Origin of the sequence: Mesorhizobium sp. ORS 3428, assembly GCF_001854785.1 — a bacterium.
In the GTDB taxonomy this organism is placed as follows: Bacteria; Pseudomonadota; Alphaproteobacteria; order Rhizobiales; family Rhizobiaceae; genus Mesorhizobium.
The window spans coordinates 37,911-63,532 of sequence record NZ_MDFL01000057.1 but is presented as its reverse complement, the minus strand read 5'-3'; the positions used below and the strand labels follow the sequence as shown (position 1 = coordinate 63,532).

Annotated in this window: 30 protein-coding genes and 1 pseudogene; 18 read left to right on the top strand and 13 right to left on the bottom strand. The window is 64.9% G+C overall.

The genetic code is table 11. The features are described 5' to 3' along the window. Positions 1 to 6: 6 nt before the first annotated feature. A complete protein-coding gene (locus ORS3428_RS07010) occupies positions 7 to 834 on the top strand; it encodes an alpha/beta fold hydrolase (RefSeq protein WP_244507875.1) in 828 nt (275 codons plus the stop codon). Here the strand turns inward: ORS3428_RS07010 and ORS3428_RS07005 are convergent. Continuing rightward, on the bottom strand, positions 831 to 1,616 hold the full coding sequence (locus ORS3428_RS07005) for an NIPSNAP family protein (RefSeq protein WP_071095840.1): 786 nt from the start codon (positions 1,614 to 1,616) through the stop codon (positions 831 to 833). The two genes, ORS3428_RS07010 and ORS3428_RS07005, sit on opposite strands and share 4 nt — an antisense overlap. A gap of 238 nt (positions 1,617 to 1,854) precedes the next feature. Here ORS3428_RS07005 and ORS3428_RS07000 point away from each other — a divergent pair, with 238 nt between their 5' ends. The 3 genes from ORS3428_RS07000 to ORS3428_RS06990 all read left to right on the top strand — a co-directional run bounded on the left by ORS3428_RS07000 (position 1,855) and on the right by ORS3428_RS06990 (position 4,162). Continuing rightward, on the top strand, positions 1,855 to 2,451 hold the full coding sequence (locus tag ORS3428_RS07000) for a TetR/AcrR family transcriptional regulator (protein WP_244507874.1): 597 nt from the start codon (positions 1,855 to 1,857) through the stop codon (positions 2,449 to 2,451). A 151-nt stretch (positions 2,452 to 2,602) separates the two neighbouring features. Further along, entirely contained in the window at positions 2,603 to 2,932 is a 330-nt protein-coding gene (locus tag ORS3428_RS06995) for a hypothetical protein (RefSeq protein WP_071095836.1), read from the top strand. 99 nt (positions 2,933 to 3,031) lie between these two features. Then, the gene (locus ORS3428_RS06990) at positions 3,032 to 4,162 is read left to right on the top strand and encodes a metallophosphoesterase (protein WP_071096091.1); all 1,131 of its coding nucleotides are present in this window, start codon (positions 3,032 to 3,034) and stop codon (positions 4,160 to 4,162) included. A 127-nt stretch (positions 4,163 to 4,289) separates the two neighbouring features. Here the strand turns inward: ORS3428_RS06990 and ORS3428_RS06985 are convergent, their stop codons facing one another. Then, positions 4,290 to 4,469 carry a CsbD family protein gene (locus tag ORS3428_RS06985; protein ID WP_083355033.1) on the bottom strand — a complete coding sequence of 60 codons (180 nt, stop codon included), beginning with the start codon at positions 4,467 to 4,469 and terminating at the stop codon, positions 4,290 to 4,292. A 225-nt stretch (positions 4,470 to 4,694) separates the two neighbouring features. On the opposite strand from ORS3428_RS06985, the gene ORS3428_RS06980 reads away from it, so the two are divergent. Together ORS3428_RS06980 and ORS3428_RS06975 are read left to right on the top strand one after the other, a co-directional pair. Then, on the top strand, positions 4,695 to 5,354 hold the full coding sequence (locus tag ORS3428_RS06980; protein WP_071095834.1) for a glutathione S-transferase family protein: 660 nt from the start codon (positions 4,695 to 4,697) through the stop codon (positions 5,352 to 5,354). A gap of 117 nt (positions 5,355 to 5,471) precedes the next feature. Next, the gene (locus tag ORS3428_RS06975; RefSeq protein WP_071096087.1) at positions 5,472 to 6,227 is read left to right on the top strand and encodes an SDR family NAD(P)-dependent oxidoreductase; all 756 of its coding nucleotides are present in this window, start codon (positions 5,472 to 5,474) and stop codon (positions 6,225 to 6,227) included. On the opposite strand, the gene ORS3428_RS06970 is transcribed toward ORS3428_RS06975, so the two are convergent. Then, on the bottom strand, positions 6,228 to 7,064 hold the full coding sequence (locus ORS3428_RS06970; RefSeq protein ID WP_071095831.1) for an alpha/beta hydrolase: 837 nt from the start codon (positions 7,062 to 7,064) through the stop codon (positions 6,228 to 6,230). It abuts the gene before it with no gap. A gap of 118 nt (positions 7,065 to 7,182) precedes the next feature. On the opposite strand from ORS3428_RS06970, the gene ORS3428_RS06965 reads away from it, so the two are divergent. From ORS3428_RS06965 to ORS3428_RS06950, 4 genes and pseudogenes are all read left to right on the top strand, one after another. Further along, positions 7,183 to 7,659 (top strand): MarR family winged helix-turn-helix transcriptional regulator, encoded by a 477-nt coding sequence (locus ORS3428_RS06965; protein WP_071095829.1) that lies wholly within the window; start codon positions 7,183 to 7,185, stop codon positions 7,657 to 7,659. Positions 7,660 to 7,740: 81 nt separating this feature from the next. Then, the gene (locus ORS3428_RS06960) at positions 7,741 to 8,061 is read left to right on the top strand and encodes an ArsR/SmtB family transcription factor (protein ID WP_071095827.1); all 321 of its coding nucleotides are present in this window, start codon (positions 7,741 to 7,743) and stop codon (positions 8,059 to 8,061) included. Beyond that, entirely contained in the window at positions 8,061 to 8,840 is a 780-nt protein-coding gene (locus ORS3428_RS31245) for an SRPBCC domain-containing protein (protein WP_083355031.1), read from the top strand. The genes ORS3428_RS06960 and ORS3428_RS31245 overlap by 1 nt, the downstream gene beginning before the upstream one ends. A gap of 201 nt (positions 8,841 to 9,041) precedes the next feature. Beyond that, positions 9,042 to 9,359 (top strand): annotated as a pseudogene (locus tag ORS3428_RS06950) (YkgJ family cysteine cluster protein); the annotation flags it as partial. 178 nt (positions 9,360 to 9,537) lie between these two features. Here ORS3428_RS06950 and ORS3428_RS06945 read toward each other — a convergent pair. Next, positions 9,538 to 10,125, bottom strand: a complete 588-nt coding sequence (locus tag ORS3428_RS06945; RefSeq protein ID WP_071095825.1) for a TetR/AcrR family transcriptional regulator — start codon at positions 10,123 to 10,125, stop codon at positions 9,538 to 9,540. Between the two features lie 195 nt (positions 10,126 to 10,320). Between ORS3428_RS06945 and ORS3428_RS06940 the strand changes: the two genes are divergently transcribed. Together ORS3428_RS06940 and ORS3428_RS06935 are read left to right on the top strand one after the other, a co-directional pair. After that, positions 10,321 to 11,454 (top strand): alpha-hydroxy acid oxidase, encoded by a 1,134-nt coding sequence (locus ORS3428_RS06940; RefSeq protein WP_071096083.1) that lies wholly within the window; start codon positions 10,321 to 10,323, stop codon positions 11,452 to 11,454. A gap of 175 nt (positions 11,455 to 11,629) precedes the next feature. Beyond that, positions 11,630 to 12,241: a LysE family translocator gene (locus ORS3428_RS06935; protein WP_071096080.1), complete on the top strand. Its 612-nt coding sequence runs from the start codon at positions 11,630 to 11,632 to the stop codon at positions 12,239 to 12,241. Between the two features lies 1 nt (position 12,242). On the opposite strand, the gene ORS3428_RS06930 is transcribed toward ORS3428_RS06935, so the two are convergent. Beyond that, positions 12,243 to 13,259: an AraC family transcriptional regulator gene (locus tag ORS3428_RS06930; protein ID WP_071095823.1), complete on the bottom strand. Its 1,017-nt coding sequence runs from the start codon at positions 13,257 to 13,259 to the stop codon at positions 12,243 to 12,245. A 191-nt stretch (positions 13,260 to 13,450) separates the two neighbouring features. Here ORS3428_RS06930 and ORS3428_RS06925 point away from each other — a divergent pair, with 191 nt between their 5' ends. Next, entirely contained in the window at positions 13,451 to 13,876 is a 426-nt protein-coding gene (locus ORS3428_RS06925; protein WP_071095821.1) for a GFA family protein, read from the top strand. 55 nt (positions 13,877 to 13,931) lie between these two features. Then, positions 13,932 to 14,447 carry an OsmC family protein gene (locus ORS3428_RS06920; RefSeq protein WP_071095819.1) on the top strand — a complete coding sequence of 172 codons (516 nt, stop codon included), beginning with the start codon at positions 13,932 to 13,934 and terminating at the stop codon, positions 14,445 to 14,447. A 77-nt stretch (positions 14,448 to 14,524) separates the two neighbouring features. On the opposite strand, the gene ORS3428_RS06915 is transcribed toward ORS3428_RS06920, so the two are convergent. The 3 genes from ORS3428_RS06915 to ORS3428_RS06905 are packed head-to-tail and all read right to left on the bottom strand — an operon-like array spanning position 14,525 to position 16,418. Further along, positions 14,525 to 14,911 (bottom strand): nuclear transport factor 2 family protein, encoded by a 387-nt coding sequence (locus tag ORS3428_RS06915; RefSeq protein ID WP_071095817.1) that lies wholly within the window; start codon positions 14,909 to 14,911, stop codon positions 14,525 to 14,527. Positions 14,912 to 14,926: 15 nt separating this feature from the next. Further along, positions 14,927 to 15,373: an OsmC family protein gene (locus ORS3428_RS06910; RefSeq protein WP_071095815.1), complete on the bottom strand. Its 447-nt coding sequence runs from the start codon at positions 15,371 to 15,373 to the stop codon at positions 14,927 to 14,929. A gap of 34 nt (positions 15,374 to 15,407) precedes the next feature. Next, entirely contained in the window at positions 15,408 to 16,418 is a 1,011-nt protein-coding gene (locus ORS3428_RS06905; RefSeq protein WP_071095813.1) for a zinc-dependent alcohol dehydrogenase family protein, read from the bottom strand. Positions 16,419 to 16,529: 111 nt separating this feature from the next. Here ORS3428_RS06905 and ORS3428_RS06900 point away from each other — a divergent pair, with 111 nt between their 5' ends. Next, entirely contained in the window at positions 16,530 to 17,147 is a 618-nt protein-coding gene (locus tag ORS3428_RS06900) for a TetR/AcrR family transcriptional regulator (RefSeq protein ID WP_071095811.1), read from the top strand. A 448-nt stretch (positions 17,148 to 17,595) separates the two neighbouring features. Here ORS3428_RS06900 and groL read toward each other — a convergent pair whose 3' ends face one another. The 3 genes from groL to ORS3428_RS06880 all read right to left on the bottom strand — a co-directional run bounded on the left by groL (position 17,596) and on the right by ORS3428_RS06880 (position 20,637). Then, positions 17,596 to 19,248: a chaperonin GroEL gene (gene groL, locus ORS3428_RS06890; protein ID WP_071095807.1), complete on the bottom strand. Its 1,653-nt coding sequence runs from the start codon at positions 19,246 to 19,248 to the stop codon at positions 17,596 to 17,598. Positions 19,249 to 19,310: 62 nt separating this feature from the next. Further along, on the bottom strand, positions 19,311 to 19,607 hold the full coding sequence (groES, locus tag ORS3428_RS06885) for a co-chaperone GroES (RefSeq protein ID WP_040975262.1): 297 nt from the start codon (positions 19,605 to 19,607) through the stop codon (positions 19,311 to 19,313). A gap of 235 nt (positions 19,608 to 19,842) precedes the next feature. Beyond that, on the bottom strand, positions 19,843 to 20,637 hold the full coding sequence (locus tag ORS3428_RS06880) for a class I SAM-dependent methyltransferase (RefSeq protein ID WP_071095806.1): 795 nt from the start codon (positions 20,635 to 20,637) through the stop codon (positions 19,843 to 19,845). Between the two features lie 110 nt (positions 20,638 to 20,747). Here ORS3428_RS06880 and ORS3428_RS06875 point away from each other — a divergent pair, with 110 nt between their 5' ends. Further along, positions 20,748 to 21,599, top strand: a complete 852-nt coding sequence (locus ORS3428_RS06875) for a hypothetical protein (RefSeq protein WP_071095805.1) — start codon at positions 20,748 to 20,750, stop codon at positions 21,597 to 21,599. Between the two features lie 60 nt (positions 21,600 to 21,659). Here ORS3428_RS06875 and ORS3428_RS06870 read toward each other — a convergent pair whose 3' ends face one another. Further along, on the bottom strand, positions 21,660 to 22,421 hold the full coding sequence (locus tag ORS3428_RS06870) for an SDR family NAD(P)-dependent oxidoreductase (protein ID WP_071096078.1): 762 nt from the start codon (positions 22,419 to 22,421) through the stop codon (positions 21,660 to 21,662). A gap of 105 nt (positions 22,422 to 22,526) precedes the next feature. Between ORS3428_RS06870 and ORS3428_RS06865 the strand changes: the two genes are divergently transcribed. Further along, positions 22,527 to 23,426 (top strand): LysR family transcriptional regulator, encoded by a 900-nt coding sequence (locus ORS3428_RS06865; RefSeq protein WP_071095804.1) that lies wholly within the window; start codon positions 22,527 to 22,529, stop codon positions 23,424 to 23,426. Positions 23,427 to 23,598: 172 nt separating this feature from the next. Beyond that, positions 23,599 to 24,534 (top strand): bifunctional helix-turn-helix transcriptional regulator/GNAT family N-acetyltransferase, encoded by a 936-nt coding sequence (locus ORS3428_RS06860; protein WP_071095802.1) that lies wholly within the window; start codon positions 23,599 to 23,601, stop codon positions 24,532 to 24,534. A 149-nt stretch (positions 24,535 to 24,683) separates the two neighbouring features. Here ORS3428_RS06860 and ORS3428_RS06855 read toward each other — a convergent pair whose 3' ends face one another. Beyond that, the gene (locus tag ORS3428_RS06855) at positions 24,684 to 25,517 is read right to left on the bottom strand and encodes an AraC family transcriptional regulator (RefSeq protein WP_071095800.1); all 834 of its coding nucleotides are present in this window, start codon (positions 25,515 to 25,517) and stop codon (positions 24,684 to 24,686) included. Positions 25,518 to 25,622: the final 105 nt, after the last annotated feature.

Sequence of the window (25,622 nt, the reverse complement as noted above, 5' to 3'; positions counted from 1 at the left end):
TTGGCGTTGGGCCTGCCGGAACAGGATACGCTGCCGGATCAAGATACGTGGGCCAGTCGCAAGCAATTCGTCGATGTCGGCGGTCTCGACCTTGCCTATGTCGAGGTCGCCGGTTCGGGGCCGCCGCTCGTCATGGTGCACGGCTTCACCGACACCAGTCGCAGCTTTTCTCTGCTTGTGCCCTATCTCGCCGGCTGCCGGCTGATCATGCCGGATCTGCGCGGGCACGGCGCCTCGCAGGCGGGCGAGGGCTGCGCCATCGCCGATTTCGCCGCAGACATCGCTGGGCTGATCCGGCGGCTGCGGCTCGACCGGCCGGTCGTGATCGGCCACTCACTGGGAGCCATGGTGTCGATCGCTCTGGCCGCGCGGCATCCGCAACTGGTCGGCGGACTCGTGGTCGTGGCCGGCACGTTGAACGCCGGCTTCGCGCCGGATCATCCGCTGGTCGCCGGCGTCGCGGCGCTGCGCGATCCGATCTCGCCGGCTGATCCTTTCTACGACTGGTGGCACGCGTGCGACGCAGGCGTACCGAAAGCCTTCCTGACGGGATTGGCAGAGGACGCTTCTGCGATGCCCGCTGCCCTCTGGCGCGCCATTCTCGACGAAATCCGCCGCACGGACCTCACCGCTGAGGCGCGGGCGGTGCGGGCTCGGACGCTGATCATCGCCGGCGGCCGCGATCCACTTTTCGACGAGGCGCACCAGCAGTCCCTGGCCCAAGCGCTGGCCGGCGCGCGCCTCGTGTGGGCGGAGCATTGTGGACACAACCCGCACTGGGAAGACCCGGCCTTTGTCGCCCAAACGGTCGTGGAAATGATGCCGCGTCTTTAGCTGGTAGCTACCCGCAACAGCGATCGGGCCGTCGGCGTCAGGCGCAGCATTTCGACCGGTTTCGTGGGACGGACCGGCTCGGCCTCGCCGATCGCCTGCCATGCCGGCGAATTGGCGAGGTTGGCATGGCAGCGCTCGTGCGCTTCCTTGTCGTCGAAGCCGGCGACGGTAACGAAAACATTTTCGCCGGCTCGCACCGGCAGGCGCGGAAAAGTGTTTTCGGCGTGCTCGCTGACGAAGGCGCCGAGCAGGCGCGCGCCATTTGCCGTGAGCTGCGGAAGCGCCTGCGCGCGGAAGCGTTCGGCGAAGTCGGCCTCCGCGCCCCGGCGCAATTGATGAATCGAAATCTCAACAATTCCGGCTAACCGACCAGCTTCGCTTGGCTTTCCGGCTTCGTTCGCAGGCGGTCGTTGCAGCCCCGACAGGTCGAAGCCCGCATCCCGCCACGCCGGCTTCAGGAGCAGCACGTCGTCGGAATCGATCATCGTCGCGTTGGCGGCGTCGCGGTGCTCGGCCCAGACCGGGCCGCCATAAAAGGCGCTCAGCGCGTCCTTCCTGACTGCCATGTCCTCGAAGCCGCGCAGCCAGACGAACATGTCGGGACGGTCGAGATCGCGGAACTGGCCGATGACGGTCATGCCCGTCGCTTCCTGGCTTTCGATGAACTCCCGGTCGAACAGCGTGATCAGTGTTTCGCGCTGGTCGGGCTTCAGCGTGTATTGCCTGAGCTCGACAATCGGCGAGGCAAGGCGCGGGAGAATGGCGTTGAAGGGTCGGTTCATGACTGGAATCTCTAAACAGGATGATCATCCGGTTTATAAACAAACCGGTTGTCCTGTTTTGTCAATCTGATATTTTCTTCTCCTTCTCCCCTTGCGGGAGAAGGTGGATCGGCGCGTAGCGCCAAGACGGATGAGGGGTGCTGGACGGAGTGCCGTCCTTGCCAAGCTGGAACACCCGTCATCCGCCTTCACTGCGTTCAGGCACCTTCTCCCACAAGGGGAGAAGGAGGAGATGGCGATGCGCAGAAAGCGCACCAACGACCCCGAAGGCATGCGCCGCCGCGTCCTCGACGTGGCGGAAGATTGCTTCCAGGCGCGCGGCTATCATGCCTCGAGCCTCGGCGACCTGATGGCGGCGGCCGGCGTCACCGGTGGCGCGTTGCACCATCATTTCCCGACCAAGAAGGCGCTGGCACTGGCGGTGATCGAGGAGCGCGTCGCGGCGGCAGTTCAAGAGACCTGGATCGCCCCGCTCAGGGCGGCGCCCTCCGCGCGCGAAGGCGTTCGCTTGGTGTTCGAGGCCGTGGCGGCGGAGCTCGACCAGCAGGGTTTTGTGCGCGGCTGCCCCCTCAACAATCTCGCGCATGAACTGTCGCTCGCCGATGCCGATTTCCGCTCGGCCCTGGCCGGTATCTTCGCCGGCTGGCGCCAGGCGATCGCCGACAAGGTGCGCGCCGACCAGCAAGCCGGCGGGGAGGGCGGCATAGATCCCGATCGCTTCGCCGCGCTCACCGTGGCGGCCTATTCTGGCGCCATGTCGATGGCCAAGACCRCGCAGGATACGGGGGTGCTGCGGGAGTGTTTGYGGGGGCTGGAGGGGCTGGAGCGGCTGTGACGACAATCGCGGGAGGCCCGCGATCCTTTGCTGTCCCGCCGTCGTCTGTCATTGGCGGCGCGACACCGGCCATGTTATGCGGGTGTGACCGATAAGGAAAAATCCAACGTCCATGTTAGGACGTCGTATGGCGCAATGTTAGTTGTTTCAGATGCTTTTTCTGATCGTATCCATTGCAACAGTCGCCATCCCGTACGGTCTTGAGCGACTATTCTTTGCAAAAAAGTTTGGGTTCTTTGCAGCTCTATTCTGGCTGTTTGTCCTTCAATCCGGCGTTTTGTTCGGCGGCGATATCATCCTCGAAAATCACATAGGCCAATCGTTACCCAGTTGGGTCAAATCCATCGGGCTTGCGATCGGAGCATTCGCCTATCTGACGATAGGCATCACGCCGCTTGCTGCTGTCATAGCCGCATTGGGGTTCGGGGCAGTGATTGCAGCCGGGTGGTTCTTCAGAAAGCTCGAGGAAAATTCGGACTGACCGACTACCGAACTTCCTCGGTAAAGCAGCAAAGCATGAAGAGGGCTCTGCAGCGCCAAGCTGGACGAGCCGGCGCCGAAAATGTTCAATCGCAGGATTATGAATCRCCATTCTTCAATCCCTTTTTCACGTCGCATTTTCCTCAAGCAGGCGGCCGGTCTCGCAGCGGCCTGCGCCTTGCCGCGCCCCGCATTCGCCCAGACCGGCCGGCGCATCCAGCCGATCGACGCAACCTTCCTGTTCATCGCCGACATCCATGCCTGCCGCATGGTGCACGGGCTCAGCCCCAACTGCCAGAAGGAGGGGAAGACCGACGCGGCATTGCTGCGCAGCGTGGCTGCCCTGAATGCGCTGACCGACAAGGACTGGCCGGTAGAGATCAACGGCGTCGCCACCGGCCTGAAGTCGGCCGGCAAGCGCATCGGCACGCCGCTTGGCCTCGTCACCGGCGGCGACATCACCGACGACGGCGGCGGCCAGGTGACCGAGCCGAGCGTAGGCACGCAGCTGCTGCAGTTCAGCCAGCGCTACCAGCAGGGCATCGGGCCGGACCGCATCCACATTCCGGTCTATATCGGGCTCGGCAATCATGATCTCGACCAGAACGGCTCGCCGCCGCATGTCGACTGGTATCGGCGCGAGCTGCGCGACTATGTCGAGGTCAACCATCGCACCGGCGTCTTCTTCAAGCCGCCGGTGCCGGCCACCGACTACGACGTCGACACCGACTGCTATTCCTGGGACTGGGGCGGCCTGCACCTTATCCAGACCCACCGCTTCGCCGGCGATACCGGCCATGGCGTCCTGAGTAGCCTGCCTTGGCTGAAGCAGGATCTTGCGACCTATGCCGGCGACGGCCGTCCGGTGATCCTGTTCCAGCATTATGGCTGGGACAGTTTCTCGATCGAGCGCTGGGATCCGGCAAAGCGCCGCTATGACGATGCCGGCACGGGCCGGCCGCACTGGTGGAGCGAGGCCGATCGCCAGGCGCTGCTTGCGGTGCTGAAGGGCTACAATGTGATCGCCGTCTTCCACGGCCATCAGCACGAGGTGCCGATGATCTACCAGCGAGACGGGCTCGACATCGTCAAGCCGAAGGCGGCCTATATGGGCGGCTTCGCGCTGGCGCGGGTGACCGATGACCATATGGATGTCGTCCTGGGCGAGGCGGCCGGCGACAATGGCGAGGTCATTTTCACCAACGCCTTCGCCAAGAGCTGGCCCACCTGAACAGCCGCGGCGGAAAGCGGTGATGTTGCCCGCGCCGGCGATGTCGGACTGGGCGCTGGCGGACCGAAACAAGGAAGAGGCCGGTGCGCGGGTTGCGCACCGGCCTCGCCAAGAGTGGTGGAACGGATCAGAGCGCCTTGCGGACCTTGTCCTTCACATCGCCATAGGCCTTGCGCACCTTGCCGGCGATCCTTTCGGATACGCCTTCCACCTGCATGCGCCGACTGCCCGTGGCCTTGCCGGCTGCTTGCTTGAGCGTGCCTTTCACCTGCTTGGCGATGCCGGCGACCTGATCCCTGTTCACCATATCCGCATCTCCTGGGTCGTCTGGGAGCGGATGCGGCTGCCGCATCCGGTTTCGATAACGAGCGGCCGGCGTTTGGGTTCCGCGCGGCCCGCCACGTCGCGGCAAAGACTTTCGGCGGGAAGGCGAAGCGATCTCCTTGCTTTACGCAATTCCGGACAGAAAACCGTTTCACACTTTTCCTGGAATTACTTTAGCCTGACACCGCAATCGGCATCAGGGGCAACCATGGCGGAATTCACGCTCTATATCGGCAACAAATGCTTTTCTTCCTGGTCGCTGAGGCCCTGGGTGGCGATGCGGCATCTGGAAATCCCCTTCGAGGAAGGCTTCGTGCGCCTGCGCACGCCCGAGACCGCCGCCAATCTGGCCAGGGTGTCGCCGACCGGACTGGTGCCCGTCTTGAATCACAATGGCAGGATCGTCTGGGAAACCCTTGCCATCCTTGAATATCTGGCCGACCTCTTTCCGCACAAAAAGCTCTGGCCGGACGATGTCGGTGCCCGTGCCTTGGCACGTTCCGTGGCGACCGAGATGCATTCCGGTTTCCGCGAGCTGCGCTATGGTTGGCCGATGAACCTGCGCCGGCCAAAGGCCTATAAGCCGCTCGATACCGAGGGCGAGGCGCAGCGGGCGCGGATCGAGGCGATCTGGCGGCAATGCCGCGAGCAATATGGCCGGAGCGGCCCCTTCCTGTTCGGCCATTTCACCGTGGCGGATGCCATGTATGCGCCCATCGTCACCCGTTTCGATACCTATGGCGGCGAGCTTGCGCCGGTTACCCGCGCCTATGTCGACGCCGTGCTGGCGACGCCGGCAATGCGGCACTGGTATGCCGAGGCCGCCAAGGAGCCCTGGCCGGAGCCGGGCCCGCACGAACAGGACTAGAGCATTTCCACTGCGCGGCAGGCCTGGCCGCAATTGCGTCAACTGCTCCGATGGCGGGCTTCCAGAATGGGCTGCGCGGCCTATGTGAAGGAAAGGGCGGGCACCTGGAGAAATCTCATGACATCCGCAAATTCCCCTCTTGCGGGTAAGGTCGCGCTCGTCACCGGCGCCTCATCCGGCATCGGCGAGGCGACCGCTGCCGCCCTTGCCGCCGCCGGCGCGAAGGTGGCGGTCGCCGCCCGCCGTATCGATCGCCTCGCAACGCTCTCCGGCCGCATCGGCAAAGCCGGCGGCACCGCGCTCGCCATTGAAGCCGACATCGCCAGTAGCGGCGATATCACCGCCATGGTCGACAAGGTGGTCTCCGAATGGGACCGGCTCGACATCCTCGTCAATAATGCCGGCGTCATGCTGCTCGCGCCCGCGGCCGAAGCCGATCTCGACGACTGGCGCCGCATGATCGAGCTCAACCTGATCGGCCTGATGGCGACCACAAAGGCAGCGCTGCCGCACCTCAAGGCCTCAAAGGGCCATATCGTCAACGTCTCCTCGGTGGCCGGCCGCGTCGCCAATCCCGGCGCCAGCGGCTATGCGGCGACCAAGTTCGGCGTCGTCGCCTTCTCGGAGTCGCTGCGCCGCGAGGTCTATGCCGACAAGGTGCGCGTCACCGTCATCGAGCCCGGCCTGGTGCGCACCGAGCTCGGCGACCACATCACCAACGAGGAATTCAAGGCCGGACTGGAACACCGCCTTGCCACCATGGAAGCGCTGAACGCCGAGGACATCGCCAATGCCATTCTCTACGCTGTCAGCCAGCCGCCGCGCGTCAACATCAACGAGATCCTGATCCGCCCGACCGACCAGGAGCGTTGATCAGGCGATGCGGCTGAGCGAAGTCCTTTGCTGCGGCCAATGTTCGGCGAGGAAATCGGCCACGCTGCCGGCGATCATTTCCCAGCCCGGTTCCGCCAGCAGCCAGTGAGCGTGACGCTCTCGGATTTCGGCGGCGACGCCGAGCTTACCGGCCGTCCATTCGACCAGTGCCGGCGCGACAATGCGGTCCTCGGCGCCGCCGATGACCATGGCGGGGCAGGAAATCTTCGAGAAGTCGACCTTGCAGGAGCCGAAGATCAACTCGCGATAGACCTTGCCTGACTCGGGGACCAACTGCGCGTGCAGGATAGGGCAGGCTTCCTTCGGCATCCGGTTGAGCGCAATGGTGGCGCAGCCCTTGGCCGAGGGAAGGATCGGCTGGCCGGCCAGGATCCTCGGCATCATCGGCAGGTAGGTCGACAACGCCACCTTCTGCGCCGGCAGCTTCGCGGCGGGCGCGGGACAAAGCAGGACAATCGCTTCGGCCTTGCCCAGCGCCGCGATCTGCTGGGCGATGAGTCCGCCGAGACTGTGGCCGACCACAATCGGTCTGTCGCCGAGCGCCGCGATCACCTTCAGCGTGTCGTCGACATAGTCGGCGACGGATAGACCCTTGGCGCGTGCAGGGCCGATGCCGGCGCGGCCGCGCCGCGCCGCTGCGACGCCGCGCCAGCCGCGCGCGGCGAAGAATTCCAGCCATGGCCGGAAGCTGTTGTGGTCGACAAAGGCGCCGTGGACGAAGAGCAAGGGCGGGCGCCCGGCGCTTGTCTGGGCAGGAGACGCCTCGATTGCGGGAAAACCGGCGATGACGGTAGGCGAGACGCACTGCGAATCCATGGCTACCTCCCTGGGCGCGGATCGGCACAGGCTCGGCTTGTGCTCGGCAACAAGCTTGCCTATTTTGTCAACCTACTTGCCTAGTTTGTCTACCACCTTGCCTAAATTTGGTGATGCGGTGAACGAAATCGAATCCGAGTTTCGCGCGCGCCGGGAAAGGATACTGCTGCGCCAGCTTGTCCGGCTGTTTCGGCTGATGAACGACGAGACCGTGGCGCGCATGCAGGCGCGCGGCTTCCAGGGCATGCAGCCGTCCTATCCCCGCCTGCTCGGCAATCTGGACACGGAAGGCACCCGCATCTCTGGGCTGGCGAGGCGCATGGGCATCACCCGCCAGGCGGTCGCGCAGTTGGTCAGGGAGATTGAGGCTGCCGGTTTCGTCGAGCGGCGACCCGATCCGGAAGATGGCCGCGGCGTCATTGTCGCCTTCACCCCCAAGGGGCGCGAGGGCCTTGCCACCGCCGTCGAGGTGATGGCCGAGATCGAGGCGGAATATGCCGAGGCGATCGGTCAATCCGGCCTTGAGGAACTCAAAGGCTACCTCAAGACGATCCTCGACCGCTTTGACCGGCAAGGCGGCTTCGGCATGGACTGATCTCGTCAGCCGCACGCTGCCGGTCGAGGGATTGACCAGTCGAGCAATTCGRCTTAATACGTAACCAAATGGATACGCATCATGCCGCAGGCTGAGCAGGACCGTTCCGTCTTCCGCGCCATCGCCGATCCGACGCGGCGCGCCATTCTCGACCGGCTGAGGCATGRCCCGGCGCCGGTCAACGAGCTGGCCTCGACCTTCTCGCAGAGCCGCCYGGCCATTTCCAAGCACCTGAGAATCCTGCGCGAGCTCAACGTCGTCTCCGAGCAGCGGCAGGGCCGCGAGCGCATCTACCGGCTGGAGCCGGCGGAATTGAAGGACGTGGCGGACTGGATCCTGCCTTATCGCGACTTCTGGCAGCAGAGCCTCGGCAATCTCAAATCCTATCTGGAGGGCGAATAATGGCCAGCAACGACAGACCGCGTGCGATCGCCGACGTCTCCGCCGGCACCATCCTTGCCACGGTGACCATCGCCGTGCCGCCGGAGCGCGTCTTCCGCGCCATCACCGCCGAGGATCAGATCCCGCTCTGGTGGGGCGCCGACGACATGTACCGGACGACGAAACATACGGCCGACGTCAGGCCGGGCGGCGCCTGGCGCTCGGAAGGCAAGGGCGCCGACGGCGAAGATTTCCATGTCGGGGGCGAATATCTCGAAGTCGAGCCGCCGCACCGGCTGGCAATGACCTGGATAGCGCCATGGGATGGCGATAACGTCACCACCGTCACCTACACGCTTGAAGCGGTGGAGAACGGCACACGGCTGACGCTGCGCCACGACGGCTTCGGCCGGCGCCACGACTCCTGCCGCGACCACGGCTCCGGCTGGGAGCGGGTGCTGGACTGGCTGGGCGACTTCCTTTCGAAGGAGACCGGCCTCAAGCCGCTTTCGGTCTTCCATTGCCGGCTGATCCCGCCGCGGCCCGACTTCGCCTTCACCATGACGCAAGAGGAGAGGGCGGTGATGAACGCGCATGCCGACTATCTGCGGGGCCAGCTGCGCGCCGGCACGATGATGCTGGCGGGGCCTGTCGCTGATCCGGCCGGGCCCTGGGGCCTTCTGATCCTGCGTGCCGGCACGGAGGCCGAGGCGAAGGCGGTGACCGACGCCGACCCGACGGTGCGCTCGGGGCGCGGCTTCCGCTATGAAATCCTGCCGATGATGAGCACGATCATGTAAGGAGCAAACGCAAAGACGCCTCTCGCACTTTTTCAGGGTGCGGGAGGCGCCTTTTTGCCGTCAGCCTTTCTCGATTGCTCGTGAATTGCCGGCGACAGGGACATAATCGGTAGCCGGCGAAATGGTTCCCGGCAAAACAAAAAATTCTTGTTCGGCCTACACGGATGCTTTTCCTGTCTCTGTGCTAAAGGCATTGCCAGCATGAGGATCGCCTTGCCGCACGACCAATCCGTCCTGACTTTGACCGACATACCTGCCGCTTTCGACTRCCAGAACTGCGGCGCCTGCTGCGCCTATTCGGCGGACTGGCCGCGTTTTTCCACGGAGGAAGACGCAGAGCTCGAACGTATCCCCGAAGAGCTGGTTGCCGCCGACCTGTCCGGCATGCGCTGCGAGGGCGGTCRCTGCGCCGCGCTTGGCGGCGAGGTGGGCAAGGAAACGGCCTGCGCGATCTACGACGTCCGCCCGCATGTCTGCCGCGCCTGCATGCCCGGCGACGACGACTGCCTGATGGCCAGGGCGGCCTACGGGCTGGCGGTGAGTGTGATCTCCCCCCAAGTGGGGGAGATGCCCGGCAGGGCAGAGGGGGGCGCTGTCCCGCCGGCTTCAGGGAGCTTCAATCGCACACCGGAGTAAGGTTCTCGCGCAAAGAACTGAGAGGGGACACGAAGGAATGGGGCGCTTTTCCGATTGCCCCTCACGACATGGGCAGGGACGAGCCGTCCGCGAGCAACCGCTTCGCCGCATCCGCGGCAGCCGCGCAGTAGCTCTTGTCGCCGTGGATCAGGATCATCACCATAGCGCCCTCGATCAGCAAGGAGAGCTCGCGCGCCCGTGCCTTCGGTGACGGCACCTTCGCTTCGGCAAGCAGCGTTTCCAGATGCCGCTCCATCAGCGCCTTGTGCTGGCGGGCGATCGAGCGCGCGGGATGGCCGGACAGGTCGGCGAGTTCGATCGCCAGCCGGGTGAAGCCGGAGCCCGCCCAGCGCGGCTTGGACGACCATTTGACCAGGCCCTCGAACAGCTTGTCGATCAGCTCGGCCGAGYCGCCCGACARGTCGATGCCGTAGTTCTGAAAGCCGGCRAAGGTACGCTCGTGCTGCGAGGCAAGCACGGCGGTCAGCAGCGCGTCCTTGCTATCGAAATGGTAGTAGAGCGTGCGCTTGGTGACACCCGCGGCATCCGCGATCTCGTCCATGCCGACGCGGAAGAAGCCCCGGCGGCGAAACAGCTTGTAAGCCGCCTGCAAGATCTCGGGCCTGGTCTCGTCAGACGCTCTGGGCATGGGCGCGGCCGTCGCCGGTGAAAGTATACTCGCTAGTGAATTTACATCAGCGAATGTGCGGCCTTCAATGATCAGCGTCTGCTAATATTCGATAGGAGGACGACGATGGAACGGGTATTCCGCACGGCGTYCGATGTCCCGACAGACATCGTGGACTTGCCTGACGAGATCATGGCGACCTCGGCGCCAAAGCTCATGGCGAATATGACCTGCATTGAGGACCTGCGCCATGCCGCGCGTCGCCGGGTGCCGCGCGTCTTCTTCGATTATGCCGAGGCCGGCTCCTATGCCGAGCAGACCTTGCGCGCCAACCGCGCCGACCTCGAGCGCATCTCGCTCAAGCAGCGCGTGCTGGTCGACGTCGAGCAGCGCGATACAGCAACGACGATCCTCGGCGAGAGGGTATCGCTGCCGGTAGCGCTTGCGCCGATCGGCCTCGGCGGCATGCAATGGGCCGATGGCGAGGTCCTCGCCTGCCGCGCCGCGGTGGCCGCCARCATTCCCTATACGCTGAGCACGATGTCGATTTGCTCGATGGAGGATATTGCCGAGGCGGTCGGCAAGCCGTTCTGGTTCCAGCTCTATGTGATGAAGGATCGAGGCTTCGTGCGCTCGCTCGTAGAGCGCGCGATCGCCGCCCGCTGCAGCGCGCTGGTGCTCACCGTCGACCTGCAGGTGCTGGGACAGCGCCACGCCGATGTCAAGAACGGGCTCTCGGTGCCGCCGGCGCTGAAGCCGCGCACTATCCTTGACATTGCCAGCCGGCCGGGCTGGGCGGCCCGCATGCTCTCGGCCAAACGCTGGACCTTCGGCAACCTCGCCGGTCATGTGAAGGGCGAGGACAGCGTCAAGGCGGTGGCGGATTGGGTGGCGCATCAATTCGATGCAACGCTGAGCTGGAGCGATGTCGACTGGATCCGGAGCATCTGGCCGGGCAAGCTGATCCTCAAGGGCATCCTCAACGTCGACGACGCGCGAAGCGCCAGCAAGACGGGCGCCGATGCCATCGTGGTGTCCAACCACGGGGGCCGGCAGCTCGACGGCGCGCCCTCGACCGTCTCGATGCTACCCAGGATCGCGGAGGCGGTGGGCTCGGAGATCGAGGTGCTGTTCGACGGCGGCGTGCGCTCGGGCCAGGATGTCATGAGGGCGCTGGCCCTTGGCGCCCGGGCTTGCCTGCTCGGACGAGCCTATATCTACGGTCTTGGCGCCGGCGGCGAGGCCGGCGTGGCGACGGCGATAGAGATCCTGCGCAAGGAGCTGTCGGTCACCATGGCGCTCACGGGGACAAGAAGCGTCGGGGAGATTGATGGGCGGGTGCTGAATTAAGAGAGCGGCGGTTTCTCCAGGGCGGCGACTTGACCACGGAGACGCCGGCGGGACAGCGCCCCCTCTGGCCTGCCGGCCATCTCCCCCACTTGGGGGGAGATCACGCACTCCACCCRCTTGCCCACATTCGCGCCTCCCGATACCTTCGCGCCCGGGTAGGGCCGTGGAGGAAACCTTGAGCATCGAATTCCTGTTGACGTCGCTGATTGTCGTGGCCTCGCCCGGCACCGGCGTTCTCTACACGCTGAGCGCTGGCCTTTCGCGCGGCGCGCGGGCCTCGATCATCGCCGCTTTCGGCTGCACGCTGGGCATCATCCCGCATATGGCGGCCGCCATCACCGGCCTTGCCGCGGTGCTGCACACCAGCGCCGTCGCCTTCGAGACGCTGAAATATCTCGGCGTCGCCTATCTGCTCTACATGGCCTGGAACACGCTGAAGGAGAAGGGCGGCCTGAGCGTCGACGAGAACGTCGCGCCGCGCTCGGCGGCCAAGGTCATCACTTCCGGAATCCTGATCAACATCCTGAACCCGAAGCTGTCGATCTTCTTCTTTGCCTTCCTGCCGCAATTCGTCAGCACCACCGAGGCGCACGCGCTGCCCAAGATGCTGGAGCTCTCCGGCGTCTTCATGCTGATGACCTTCCTCGTCTTTGTCGTCTACGGCGTGTTCGCGGCCTCGATCCGCAGCCATGTCGTGTCGCGGCCGATGGTGCTGACCTGGATGCGCCGCACCTTCGCCGGCGCCTTCGTCATGCTCGGCGCCAAGCTGGCGCTGGCGGATCGCTAGCTCAGTCTGCGCCTCCGGTTCCGGAAGCTTCGCCGCTTCCGGAACCCGGCGCCCGTACGCCAAGGCGCCAGGCCGAGGGCGGAACACCGATCATCTTCTTGAAGGCGCGGCTGAACGCCGCCTCGGACTCGTAGCCGATCTCCGCCGCGATATTCGCGATGTTGCTGTTGCCGGTGCTGAGCAGCTCCGAGGCGATCTGCATCCGCCATTTCGCGAGATAGTGCATCGGCGGGATTCCGATGAGCCTCGCAAAGCGCTCCGCAAGCACCGTGCGCGACAGCGCGCATTCCCTTGCCAAGGATTCGATCGTCCAGTGGTGCGCCGGCCGGTCGTGGATCAGCGCTAGCGCCCTGCTCAGATGCGGATCGCGCAGGCCCGCCAGCCAGCCGGTCTGTTGCGGCGGCAGCGATTCCACATAGCGGCGCAGGACGTCGACGAACATCAGTTCGCTGAGCTTGGTGAGCACCGTCTCGCTGCCCGCACGTTTGTGCGCCACCTCCGACACCGCCAGCTTGATGAACTGGCCGAGCCAGCCGGCATCGCCTTTGGCGTCTCCGGCCTTGATGACCGGCGGCAGGGCTTCGAGCAGCGGGTTGAACGGCAAGGCATCGCAGGCAAGATAGCCGCAGACCAGCCCGGCCGAGATCGTTCCGTCGCTGATATAGTTGATGTGGTACGGCTTCTGACCGGCGGCGGCGATCTCCAGCACGTCCGCCGTCGGCGGATCGGCCCGCAGGTCGGGATTGCTCGACATGATATGCGGGTCACTCCTGGTGAAGACGACGACTTCGCCCGCCTCCACGACGATCGCCTCCCTGCCGACGATGCGGGCGAAGCAACGGCCGGTGGTCAGCACGTGATAGGAAATCAGGTGATCCGCGCCGGGAAGGATCTTCGGCAATATGGCGGATGGGGCGGGCGAGCAGACGGCCCATGGGTCCTGGGCCTTGATGTCGAAAAACGTCGCGCCGGTGAGACGCACCGTTTTCAAGAGGTCAGACAGAGCGTCCCCGGCCATTCCACCCATGTCCCGTGAGCTGCGCGGCAACCCGGGCGACAATCCCTTTCGAGTTCCGGACGCGCTGTCAAGTGAGGCGGACGCCGCGTCATTCCGTTCGTCGCCGGAAGCTTTAAACCCGGGCCCGGCGCTTGTGCGGTGCCTCAGACAGGTGCCGGGCGCGGTCGAACGTGAAGATAAGGATGCAAGTCATGACGGTACATAAGGGCCGCTGTTTTTGCGGCGCCGTGGAAATCGAAGTGCACGGAACCGCCGAGGCGATGGGCTATTGCCATTGCAGTTCCTGCCGTTCGTGGTCGGCGTCGCCCGTGAATGCGTTCACGCTGTGGAAGCCGCAGAACGTCAAGGTCACCAAGGGCGCGGAGTTCCTGTCCGGCTTCAGGAAATCCGAGACGAGCGACCGCCAGTATTGCACCAAATGCGGCGGCCATCTGATGACGGACCATCCGCCGCTCGGCCTGGTCGACGTCTATGCCGCCACGATCCCGACGCTGGAATTCACACCGGGGGTCCATGTCAACTACGCCGAGACCGTCCTGCCGATGAAGGACGGATTGCCGAAGCTGAAGGACTTTCCGGCCGAGCTCGGCGGCTCGGGCGTGGCCGTGCCGGAGTAGGGGCGGCGATGACACGCGATCTCCACGAACCCGATCTCACGACAGGAGAATATGCATGGACATCACGACTTTTCGCGCCACGCAGGAGCCGATCAAGGATCTATATCGCAAGGATGCGCGGGCGGCACTTCTTACGCTGAAGGCCAAGGGCCGCGCCGACGACGCCAAGGTGACCTGCAAGGTCGAGACCGGGCGCGGCCTTGCGCTGGCGGGCATCCACCCGAAAGCAGGCGGCAGCGGGCAGGAGCTCTGCTCCGGCGACATGTTGCTGGAGGCGCTGATCGCTTGCGCCGGCGTCTCGATGCGGGCGGCTGCCGCCGTCCTCGAAATCCCGATCAAGTCGGCCGAAATCTCCGCCGAAGGCGATGTCGATCTTCGCGGCACGCTGGGTGTCACCAAAGGCGTGCCGGTCGGCTTCAAGGAGATCCGCCTGCGGTTCGACATCGAGACGGACGTTCCGCAAAGCCAGCTGACAGAGCTTCTCGAACTCACGGACCGTTACTGCGTGATCTTCCAGACCATCCAGCGCAGTCCCAGGACTTACGTGAAGCTCAACAGGGTCTCGCGATAACTTCGACTAGCCCGGAATCCTGACCTTGGCGGGGGGATTCCGGGCGGGGCCTGAGCGCGACTTTTTCGCGCCAGGCCCTATCCCTTTACATAGCCCATCGCCTCGACAATCCGCCCGTCCGCGATGCGCATCAGGTTGACGCCGCGCAGCGAATTGCCGTCGGCCATCCAGAAGCGCCAACGGATCGTCGCGCGGTCGCCGGCAACAAACGTCTCCTCGATATCGAAGCGCGTGCCGGGACCGGTCGCGATCGCCGACCACAGCTCGACGCAGGCGGCCTTGCCGCTACGGCGGGCGCCGTCCGGCGCCGGCGTGGTGTTCTCGATCACGCAGTCCTCCGCCACCAGCTCGTCGAGCGCGGCGGGATCGTGGCGCTGGAAGACGTCATTGTAGCGCCGGATGATTTCGGCGGTCTCAGTGGAGCGTCTGGCCGTGGCGATGTCGATGATGAGTTCCTGGGTCATTGCATCGTTCCTCCTTCAATGATTGGCGGCGGCGTCGACGAGGCTGGCCTTCAGCGTGATGGTGGCGACGCCTGTCAGCGCACGCGAGACGAGGCAGGTCGCCTTGGCCGACTGCGCCAGTTGCTCGAAATCGTCCGCAGCCAGCCCGGCGACGCTGGCCTCGGTTTCCAGCTCGATGCGGGTGATCGTCGGTCCGGCCGTGGTGGYGCCGAGATGCACCTTCGCGGTCGTGCGGATGTGCGCGGGGGTGTAGCCTTCGCGGCCGAGGATGGCGCTCAGCGCCATCGAGAAGCAGCCGGCATGCGCGGCCGCGATCAGTTCTTCCGGATTGGTGCCGGATCCGTTTTCGAAGCGGGAAGGGAAGGAATAGGCGCCCTCGAACACGCCGCTGCCGAGCCGCAGGCGGCCCGATCCTTCCTTGAGCGTGCCCTGCCATTCGGCCGAGGATTCGCGAATTGTCATTGCCGTCTCTCCTTTGGTTGGTGGGATGCGGGGTTCACGCGCCGTCGATGACGACCTTGCCGAAGACGTCGCCCTGCTGGAAATGGCGGTAGGCCTCGCGCGCCTCGGCGAACGGGAAGATTCGGTCGATGACCGGCTTCAGCCGATGGGTGCCGACGGCGGCAAGCATCGCCTCCAGCGCGCTCCGGCTGCCGACGAAGAGGCGGCCGATGGTGACGAGGCTGCGCTGGTAGACGGCGCCGGGGATTTCGACGGACTTGCCATGCTGGTCCTGGACAGTGAGCAGCACGATGCGCCCGTAAAGCGTGCTGGCGGTCAGCGATTGCGCGAAGGTCGCCGGGCCGCCGGTCTCGACGACGAGATCGATGCCGCCGGTCGCCTCGCGCAGCTTCATGCCCCATTCCGGCGTCTCGGCGGTTGCGAAGACGAGGTCGGCGCCGAGCGCCCGCAGCCTTTCGGCCTTCTGCGCCCGCGAGGTGACGGCCGCCACGCGGCAGCCGGYGAGCTCGGCGAACTGCAAGGCAAAGATCGCGACGCCGCCTGAGCCGATGGTGAGAACCCATTGGCCGGGCTTCGGAATCTCGGCACCCGGCAGCGCGCTCCAGGCGGTCAGCCCGGCACAGCTGAAGGTCGCGGCCTCGTGCCATGAGAGATGGCCGGGTAGCCGTACCGCCCATTGCTCGTCGAGCAGGGCATATTCGCCGAGCATGCCGTCCAGCGTGCAGCCGAGCTGGTCGACGACGGCTGGATGCATGCGGCCGTCGACCCAGCGCGCGAAATAGCTGCCGGTGACGCGGTCGCCGACGGCAAAGCGCGTGACCGCATCGCCGGTCGCCACCACTTCGCCGGCGCCGTCGCTCAGCGGGACGATGCCTGGCCGCGGCGTCAGCGGATAGGTGCCGTTGAGGATCATCGTGTCGCGGCGGTTGRGCGAGGTGGCGCGCACCCGCACCACAATCTGATGCGGGCCGGGTTGCGGCACCGCTTCCTCGCGCATCGCCAGCTTCTCGATGCCGCCAAATCCTTCAAGCCGATAGCGCCGCATTGTTGTCTCCCGATATGTAGACCGATTTACATATTATGTAGACCGATTGTCATATTGGCCGCAAGACCTATAATGCTGGCTCCTGACAGAGGTTGACATGGTGTGAGAGACGTGGCGACGGACACACGCACCCGTATGATCGAGGCGACGGCGCTGCTCATCCGGCAACGCGGCTATCACGGCACCTCGCTGAACGACATCTTGAGCGCCAGCGGCGCACCGCGCGGCTCGCTCTATTTCCACTTTCCCGGCGGCAAGGAGCAGCTGGTCATCGAGGTGACGCGCGACAGTGTGGCTAGGGTGACGGAGCGGCTGGGCGCCGACCTCGCCGCTGAAAGCGACCCGGCCGTCGCCGTCCGCCGCATCTACCAGTCGGTGGCGCAGATGCTTGAGGAGAACCAATTCACGCTCGGCTGCCCGATCGCGCCGGTGGTGCTCGACGCGCCGAACGATGTGCCGGACCTTGCCGAAATCTGCCGCTCGGCCTTCGAACAGTGGATCGGCCTGCTGCGCCAGGCCTTCGTCAGGGCAGGGGTGGCCGAGCGCCGCGCGCAGGCGCTGGCGCTGCTGGTCGAATCCTCACTCGAAGGCCTAATGGTGATCGCCCGCGCCACCCGCGACCGCACGCCGCTCGCTGCCGTGGCCGACGAGGTGGTGGCGCTGGTTGATGCGGCGGTGCGTTCCGGCAAGATCGCGGGGCACGTGGATGCAGCTGATCTCCCTCCTTGAGGGGGAGATGGCCGGCAGGCCAGAGGGGGGTGCTGTCCCGCCGGCATCTGAAGGCTTGGGTTCCTCGCCCCCGCCAAAGGCGGGGGAGAGGTGGCCGCGAAGCGGACGGAGAGGGGGCCTTCGCAGGGCGCTCCCCCTCTCCGTCTCGGCTTCGCCGAACCACCTCTCCCCCATTTCATGGGGGCGAGGAACCTTGATCCTGGGCGCGATCCTTCACGCATCTCCATTAGAGGGGAGATTGGCTGTCGCGCAGGCTTTCGCCAACCACAGCGGCACGAAGCTCTGCCCGCCTTTAGAGACTGACTGCAGCTGCCAAGCAAAAAGGGCGCCTTTCGGCGCCCTTTCCGTATGCATTAGCCAGGTAGCCTGGATTAGAAATCCATGCCGCCACTCAAGCCCGCTTGCGGGCTTGAGCATTGTTAGTCGATGGGCGTGCTTATGGATTTCCTTAGAAATCCATGCCGCCCATGCCGCCCATGCCGCCGCCGGGCATGCCGCCCGGCATACCGCCGGCGGCTTCCTTCTTCGGAGCCTCGGCGATCATGGCTTCGGTGGTGACGAGCAGGCCGGCGACCGAGGCCGCGTCCTGGAGAGCGGTGCGCACGACCTTGACCGGGTCGACGATGCCCATGGCGATCATGTCGCCATACTCGCCGGTCTGGGCGTTGAAGCCGTAGGTCGCAGCCTTGTTCTCGAGGATCTTGCCGGCGACGATCGAGGCTTCAGCACCGGCGTTGGCCGCGATCTGGCGGGCCGGAGCCTGCAGCGCGCGACGGACGATGGCGATGCCCGCGGCCTGGTCGGCATTGACGCCGGTGGCCTTGACGGCGTTGGAAGCGCGCAGCAGCGCGACGCCGCCGCCGGGGACGATGCCTTCTTCCACGGCCGCGCGGGTCGCGTTCAGCGCGTCGTCAACGCGGTCCTTCTTTTCCTTGACCTCGACCTCGGTCGCGCCGCCGACGCGGATCACCGCGACGCCGCCCGCGAGCTTGGCCAGACGCTCCTGCAGCTTCTCCTTGTCGTAGTCCGAGGTGGTCTCCTCGATCTGCTGCTTGATCTGGGCGACGCGGCCCTGGATCTCGGCCTTCTTGCCGGCGCCGTCGACGATGGTGGTGTTCTCCTTGGAGATCGACACCTTCTTGGCGCGGCCGAGCATGTTGAGGCCGACATTCTCGAGCTTGATGCCGAGGTCTTCCGAGATGACCTGGCCACCGGTGAGGATGGCGATGTCTTCCAGCATGGCCTTGCGGCGGTCACCGAAGCCCGGAGCCTTGACGGCGGCGATCTTCAGGCCGCCGCGCAGCTTGTTGACGACCAGCGTGGCCAGAGCCTCGCCTTCGACGTCTTCCGAGATGATGAGCAGCGGCTTCGAGGTCTGAACGACGGCTTCCAGGACCGGCAGCATGGCCTGCAGGTTGGAGAGCTTCTTCTCGTGCAGCAGAATGTAGGCGTCTTCCAGCTCGGCGACCATCTTGTCGGCGTTGGTGACGAAGTAGGGCGAGAGATAGCCGCGGTCGAACTGCATGCCTTCGACGACTTCCAGCTCGGTCTCGGCGGTCTTGGCTTCCTCGACGGTGATGACGCCTTCGTTGCCGACCTTCTGCATCGCTTCCGCGATCATCTTGCCGACCGACTCGTCGCCATTGGCCGAGATCGTGCCGACCTGGGCGACTTCCTCGGAGGTCTTGATCTTCTTGGAGGCCTTGACCAGAGCCGAGACAACCTCACCGACGGCGAGGTCGATGCCGCGCTTGAGATCCATCGGGTTCATGCCGGCGGCAACCGCCTTGTTGCCTTCCTGGACGATCGCCTGGGCGAGAACGGTCGCGGTCGTGGTGCCGTCGCCGGCGATGTCGTTGGTCTTCGAGGCGACCTCGCGCACCATCTGCGCGCCCATGTTCTCGAACTTGTCCTCGAGCTCGATCTCCTTGGCGACGGTGACGCCGTCCTTGGTGATGCGCGGGGCGCCGAACGACTTGTCGATGACGACGTTGCGGCCCTTCGGACCGAGCGTCACCTTCACCGCGTCGGCGAGGATGTTGACACCGCGCAGCATGCGCTCACGGGCATCGCGGGAGAATTTTACGTCTTTTGCAGCCATTGTTAGCTCCTGACAGGGGCTCGGGAAGAGCCCGGAAACTCAGTTGGTGGGGATGCCTTTGATCAGCCGATGATGCCCATGATGTCGGATTCCTTCATGATCAGAAGGTCCTCGCCATTGAGCTTGACTTCAGTGCCCGACCACTTGCCGAACAGGACGCGGTCGCCGGCCTTGACGTCCAGCGGAACCAGCTTGCCGCTTTCGTCGCGAGCGCCCGAGCCGACAGCGATGATCTCGCCTTCCTGCGGCTTCTCCTTCGCCGTATCCGGGATGATGATCCCGCCGGCGGTCTTGGATTCGGATTCAACCCGGCGAACGACCACGCGGTCATGAAGCGGGCGGAACTTGGACTTTGCCATGTTTTCTTCCTCGATGAGAACGGTGAGAACTGTTCCTCCATCCGGCGAGGCCGCCGGATATGAGTTAGCACTCACCTATGGCGAGTGCTAACGTGGCGCTGAAATAGGCTGGCCAATTGCGAGAGTCAAGGCGCGCGAGAGGGGGCAATCGCGCGAAATTTTTCCCGCATGATTTCCCGGTCGGGAATGCGCCCGTTGCGGGTGGGATGCCGGCGAGGAATCTTGCCCGTCAGCTTCAGTGCCGGGGCGATTGCAGCACCAGCAACGGGCATCGCTCGGCGAGCGGATAGGAGCCGCTCGGCACGACGCGAACCTCGCCGAACCAGCCTCTCGCCTCGTCGACCAGCATGGCCAGCGTGGCGAAGCAATAGGTCGTGTCGGAACCTGCATAGACATCGATTGTGTTGATGGAGGCCATGCTCCATCCGGTCGCCGCTGCAAGCGTTGCGCGATCGGGGAAAGTCTCGTCGAAATTGTCGCGTATTGCCTGCACCTTTATGGCGCGATCGCCGTCGTTCGACGCGCATGCCATCGCGATGCGCCATTTGAGCGCGTGGAAATTCCCGATCTCGCCGGCCAGGGCCTGGGCCCTGATGCACGGCAAATCCTCGAAGCTTTCGGGGCCGGCGAAAACACGGATCGCCGCCCGTCCCCCCGGCTTCAGCACCCTGGCGATCTCGCCGAGAAGGCCATGGCGGACGCGGGCGGAATCGACGACCGTCAAGCAGCCGTCGCCGATGACGGCGCCGACGCTGGCGGGGCCGAGCGGAAGGTTCAGCCAGTTCCCGGTTATCGCCCTGCGGCGGGCGCTGTCGCCCGGCCATACGCCGRAAACCATCGCGGCGGAGCCATCGACGGCCAGCATCGTCCTGCCGAGATCGGCAAGCTCCGGAGTAACGCCCAGCAGCAGAACATCCGCTTCGGCCGGATCGAGTTCGCGCTCGAAAATGGACACTGTCTCAGGCGTCGGCCGCAGCGGCGCCTCCAGCAACTTCCAGTGACGATGATAGTTATCCCAATGATTTGTCATGCAGATTTATCGAAGGAAGGTCTGGAGCGACCGCACCGGGCAGCTTGACATCAGTGTGTCCTGATATGAGTGAGTAATTTAAGTGATTGGGGAAGCCAAGGGGGGTAAATGTGGCGCGCGTGGTCGTTATTACGCACGAGTATGACTGTTTTCTCAGCAAGCGTGACCTGCTGTTGCGCAGGAAAAGCCCCTACCTGCTTTTCGACATCCTCGCAGAATTGAAAAGGCGCGGCCATTCGATCCGGATTCAGCAGGGACTGTCGGCGAGGCATGACGCCGACATTGCGGTTCTGCATGTCGATGCGACAACCGCCTCCGCCGACTATGTCGACTATGCGCGGAGCTTCCCGTTCTGCCTCAATATCGGGGCGGCCGACATTTCGAAACGGCGCGTCAGCGGCGCGCTGGTCAGCCGCGGCGAGGCCTGRCAGGGCCCGGTCATCGTCAAGAGCAACCTCAACAACCTGGGCATTCCGGAGGCGCTGCTGAACCGGCGTGCGATGCGGGCCGGCAAACCGCCGCCGTTTCCGGACATGCCGACCCTGCAGCGTTATGAGGTTTATGAATCCCTGGGGGAGGTCCCGGAGCAGATCCTCGAGCGCGACGACCTGGTCGTGGAAAAATTCATCCCCGAAAGGGACCGCGACGGCTTTGCGGCGCGCTTCTKGGTGTTTTGCGGAGAGCGCGAGCGTTGCACCCGATACGTATCGCCAAACAGCTTGGTCAAGGCATCGGAAACCATCCGGCGCGAGCCTGTGCCTGTTCCTGACGAAATGCRCGAAAGGCGACGCGAACTCGGCTTCGACTACGGCAAGTTCGATTTCGTCATGCATGAGGGCAGGGCAATCCTCCTTGATGCCAACAAAACGCCGGGACGCCCCAAAAATCTGGTGAGGATGTTCGCGGCCGGCGCTTCGCATCTGGCCGACGGCTTCGAGGGCCTGATGCGTCAGGTCGCCTGATGCACCCGCCCAAAAGTGCGCGGCGGTGCCGCGCGCTTTCTGGAATCCCCGAGGTGCCGCTCAGATATTCATGCCGCCCGAGACCTCGATGCGCTGGGCATTGACCCAGCGATTGTCCTCCGAAAGCAGCGAGGTGATCATCGGCCCGATGTCGTCGGCAACGCCTGCGCGGCCGAGCGCCGTCATCCCGGCCACGACGCGATTGGTCTCGGCGTCGTCGCGCACACGGCCGCCGTTGAAGTCGGTGGCGATGGCGCCCGGCGCCACGGTATTGGCGGTGATGCCGCGCTGGCCAAGTTCCTTGGCGAGGTAGCGCGTGAACACCTCGACGCCGCCCTTCATCATCGCATAGGCGGCCGATCCCGGGACCGCGAAGCGCGCCAGCCCGCTCGACACGTTGATGATGCGGCCGCCGTCGTTGATCAGCGGCAACAGTGCCTGGGTGAGGAAGAACACGCCCTTGAGATGGATGTTCAGAAGCGTGTCGAATTCCTCCTCCGTCGTCTCGGCGATCGGCTTGCGCAGGCCGGTGCCGGCATTGTTGACGAGATAGTCGAAACGCTCGCGCTGCCAGGTCTCCTGCAACGTCTTCTTCAAGGCTGCGACGAAAGCCGGAAAGCTGGCGACGGCGCCGGTGTCGAGTTCGAGTGCTGTGGCACGGCCGCCGGCCVCCTCGATCTCGGCGACGGCCGCTCCCGCCTCGTCGGCGCGCGAGCGATAGGTGAGGACGACGTCGACGCCCTTGCGGGCGAGGTTGAGCGCGGTGTTGCGGCCGAGGCCGCGGCTGCCGCCGGTGATGAGAGCGATGGGGCGAGTGGCCATGATGGGATCTCCTTCTTGGTGACGGAGGTCCATATAATCGACTGACCATCCGAAATAATCCCGCAAGGATTGCCAACACTATTCAGGCTATGCGAACAATTGCCGATGGACAGGTTCGACAGCATGCGGCTCTTCACCCGCGTCGTGGAAAGGCGAAGCTTCACCGCGGCCGCCGCAGACCTCGGCCTGCCGCGCTCCAGCGCGACCGCGGCGATCAAGCAGTTGGAGGAGCGGCTCGGCGTGCAGTTGCTCAGGCGCACAACAAGACACGTCACGACGACGCTCGACGGCGAAGCCTATTACCAGCGCTGCACCGGCATCCTGGCCGCCATCGAGGACGCCGAGGGCGGCTTCGGCGCGCATGAGGTGCGCGGAAGGCTCAGCGTCGACGTCAACGGCCACATGGCGCGCACCTTCCTTTTGCCGGAACTGCCGGCGCTGCTCGCCAGATATCCGGGCCTGACAGTGCATATCGGCGAAGGGGACCGCCTCGTCGATCTGGTGCGCGAGGGCGTCGATTGCGTCATCCGGGCGGGCACACTTCCCGACAGCGACATGATCGTGCGCCGTCTCGGCATCGCGCGCGAGATCACGGTCGCGAGCCCCGCCTATCTCGAACGGCACGGCGTGCCGCGCACGCCGGACGACCTTGCCGGTCACATGATGATCGGCTTCATCTCCTCCCGCACCGGACAGGTGATGCCGCTGGAATTCACCGTCGACGGCAAGATCCGCGAGATCGTCCTGCCTTCGCGGGTCACGGTCGCCAATTCCGACACCAGCGCGGCGCTGGTGCGGCTGGGCTTCGGCCTGTTCCAGGCGCCCAGGCTTCGCTATGCGGACGATATCGCGGCCGGCCGGCTGGTCGAGGTGCTACCCGACTTCCCGCCGACCGCGACGCCGATCTCAGTGCTCTATCCGCGCAGCCGCCAGCTGTCGCCAAGGGTGAGGGTGTTCGTCGACTGGCTGGTGGAGATATTGGGGCCGAAGCTGGAGAGGGGGTGAGACGGCCAAGGGTGGCGTGCAGGATGCAGCGGTCCGCTCGGTCGTCTCCTGGAGCGAAGCAAGGAGGACGCGTGCAGACCCTACAATGACGAAGTTGTGTAGTAGCCGCTCGTCATATTTGTTGACTCCGTCAACTAAATGCTTGATCCTGTCCAAGGCAGGAGGACCTCCCATGACCATCCACGATCATCCCGGCAAGGAGCGCATCGAGGCGGTGCGTGCCTTCAATCGCTACTACACCCGCCAGATCGGCGTGCTCGACGAAGTCTGGCTGAAAAGCGCCTTTTCGCTAACCGAGGCACGCGTGCTCTACGAGCTCGCCCATCGCGACGGACTTGTCGCCAGCGACCTGGTGCGCGACCTTGGCCTCGACGCGGGCTATGTGAGCCGCCTGCTGAAGAAATTCGAGGAGCGCGGCTTGGTCGAGCGCGCGACGATCGAAGCGGATGCGCGGCGCTCTTCGATTGCCCTCACACAGGCGGGCCGGGAGGCGTTCGCGCCGCTCAACCAGGATTCGCATGAGCAGGTGCGCGCGCTGCTCGATCGCCTTGCGCCGGCAGACCAGGAGCGGCTGGTCAAGGCCATGCGCACCGTGCAGGACCTGCTCGGCGACAAGCCCGAACCCAAGGTGCCCTATATCCTGCGGCCGCTGCAGGTCGGCGATATCGGCTGGATCACGCATCGCCAGGGCCTGCTCTACGCGCAGGAATATGGCTGGGATGAAACCTACGAGGCGCTGGTGGCCGAGATCCTCGGCGAGTTCGTCAAGAAGTTCGATCCGAAATCGGAGCGCAGCTGGATCGCCGAGCGCGAAGGCGAAGTGGTCGGCTCGGTCTTCGTCATGCGCAAGTCRRCCAAGGTTGCGAAGCTGCGGCTGCTCTATGTCGAGCCCTCGGCGCGCGGGCTCGGCATCGGCCGGCGGCTGGTCGACGAGTGCATCGCCTTCTCGCGCGCCAAGGGCTACAGGACGCTGACGCTGTGGACCAACGACATACTGGGCTCGGCCCGCCGCATCTACCAGGCGGCGGGCTTCAAGCTGGTCGAGGAGGAGCCCCACCATTCCTTCGGCAAGGATCTGGTAGGCCAGACCTGGAATCTGGAGCTTTAGCTCTGCCCAAGATTCGGGTGAGGCCGGCCTGCAAATGGCGGCTTCCTGCGCTTCCGGTGCTCACGTACTCCAAGTACGCTCCGCTCCGGTTCTCGGGAGCCACCATTTTCGACTCGGCCTGACCCGAATCTTGGCAGAGCGCGTGCGTCTCAGCCTGCGATAGGCACCCAGATCTCCAGCCCGCCATTGCCGCTGCGCGGATCGAATTCGGGGCCGTAGCGCTCGAAATCCGGCGCGTCGGCGATCTCGTGGCCGGAGTCCGGCAGCCACTTGTTCCAGATCGTGTTGACGGTGCGGCGGATGGTCGAGATGTGCTGGCGATGCGAGAACACGGCGTATTTCTGCGCCGGCACGCGCACGCGGAAGAATTCCTTCGGCAGCTCGGAAAAGTCCGACACCTCGACGCCGGCGATATAGTCGAAATTGCCGGCATCGTCGCCATTGACGCAGACGCCGTAGGCGACGCCGGCAATCTCGCCCGGGATGTGGCCGATATAGGGGCCGAAGCGCTGCCACTGCATCGGTATGCCGGCGCTGGTCTCGCAGCTGTAGCGCTCGCCGAGTCCGGCGATGAGGAAGGGCCGGCTGGTCTCGAAGCGCGGCGGCTCAAGGTTGTCGAGAAAGGACTGGTCCATCAGGATCGGCTCCACAAGATCGAGGTTCTTGGTCGAGCCCTCGGCGCGCACCAGTTCCGGCGTGGTGCCGAACTGGTCGCGGAAGGCCCGCGTGAAAGCCTCATGCGAGCCGTAGCCGGCATCGAGCGCGACGGCCAGGATGTCGGGCGCGCCGCCGGCAAGCTTGCGCGCCGCTTCGCTGAGCCGGCGCGCCCGCATATAGCCCATGACCGACCGTCCGGTGGCCGCACCAAAGGCGCGCGTCACATGGAAGCGCGACACGCCGCTGCTTGCCGCGACATCGTCGAGCGAAATCGCTTCCGGCAGATGGCTTTCGACAAACCACAGCGCTTTCTCGGTCGGGTTCATGGGCCCTCGCATTTGGCGGGGCGACACTAGCCACCGCGCCGACGGCCAGTTTGATCGAAATTGTGCAGTGGGCAATAATGGCAGTTGAGCGACCGGGCGTGGCGG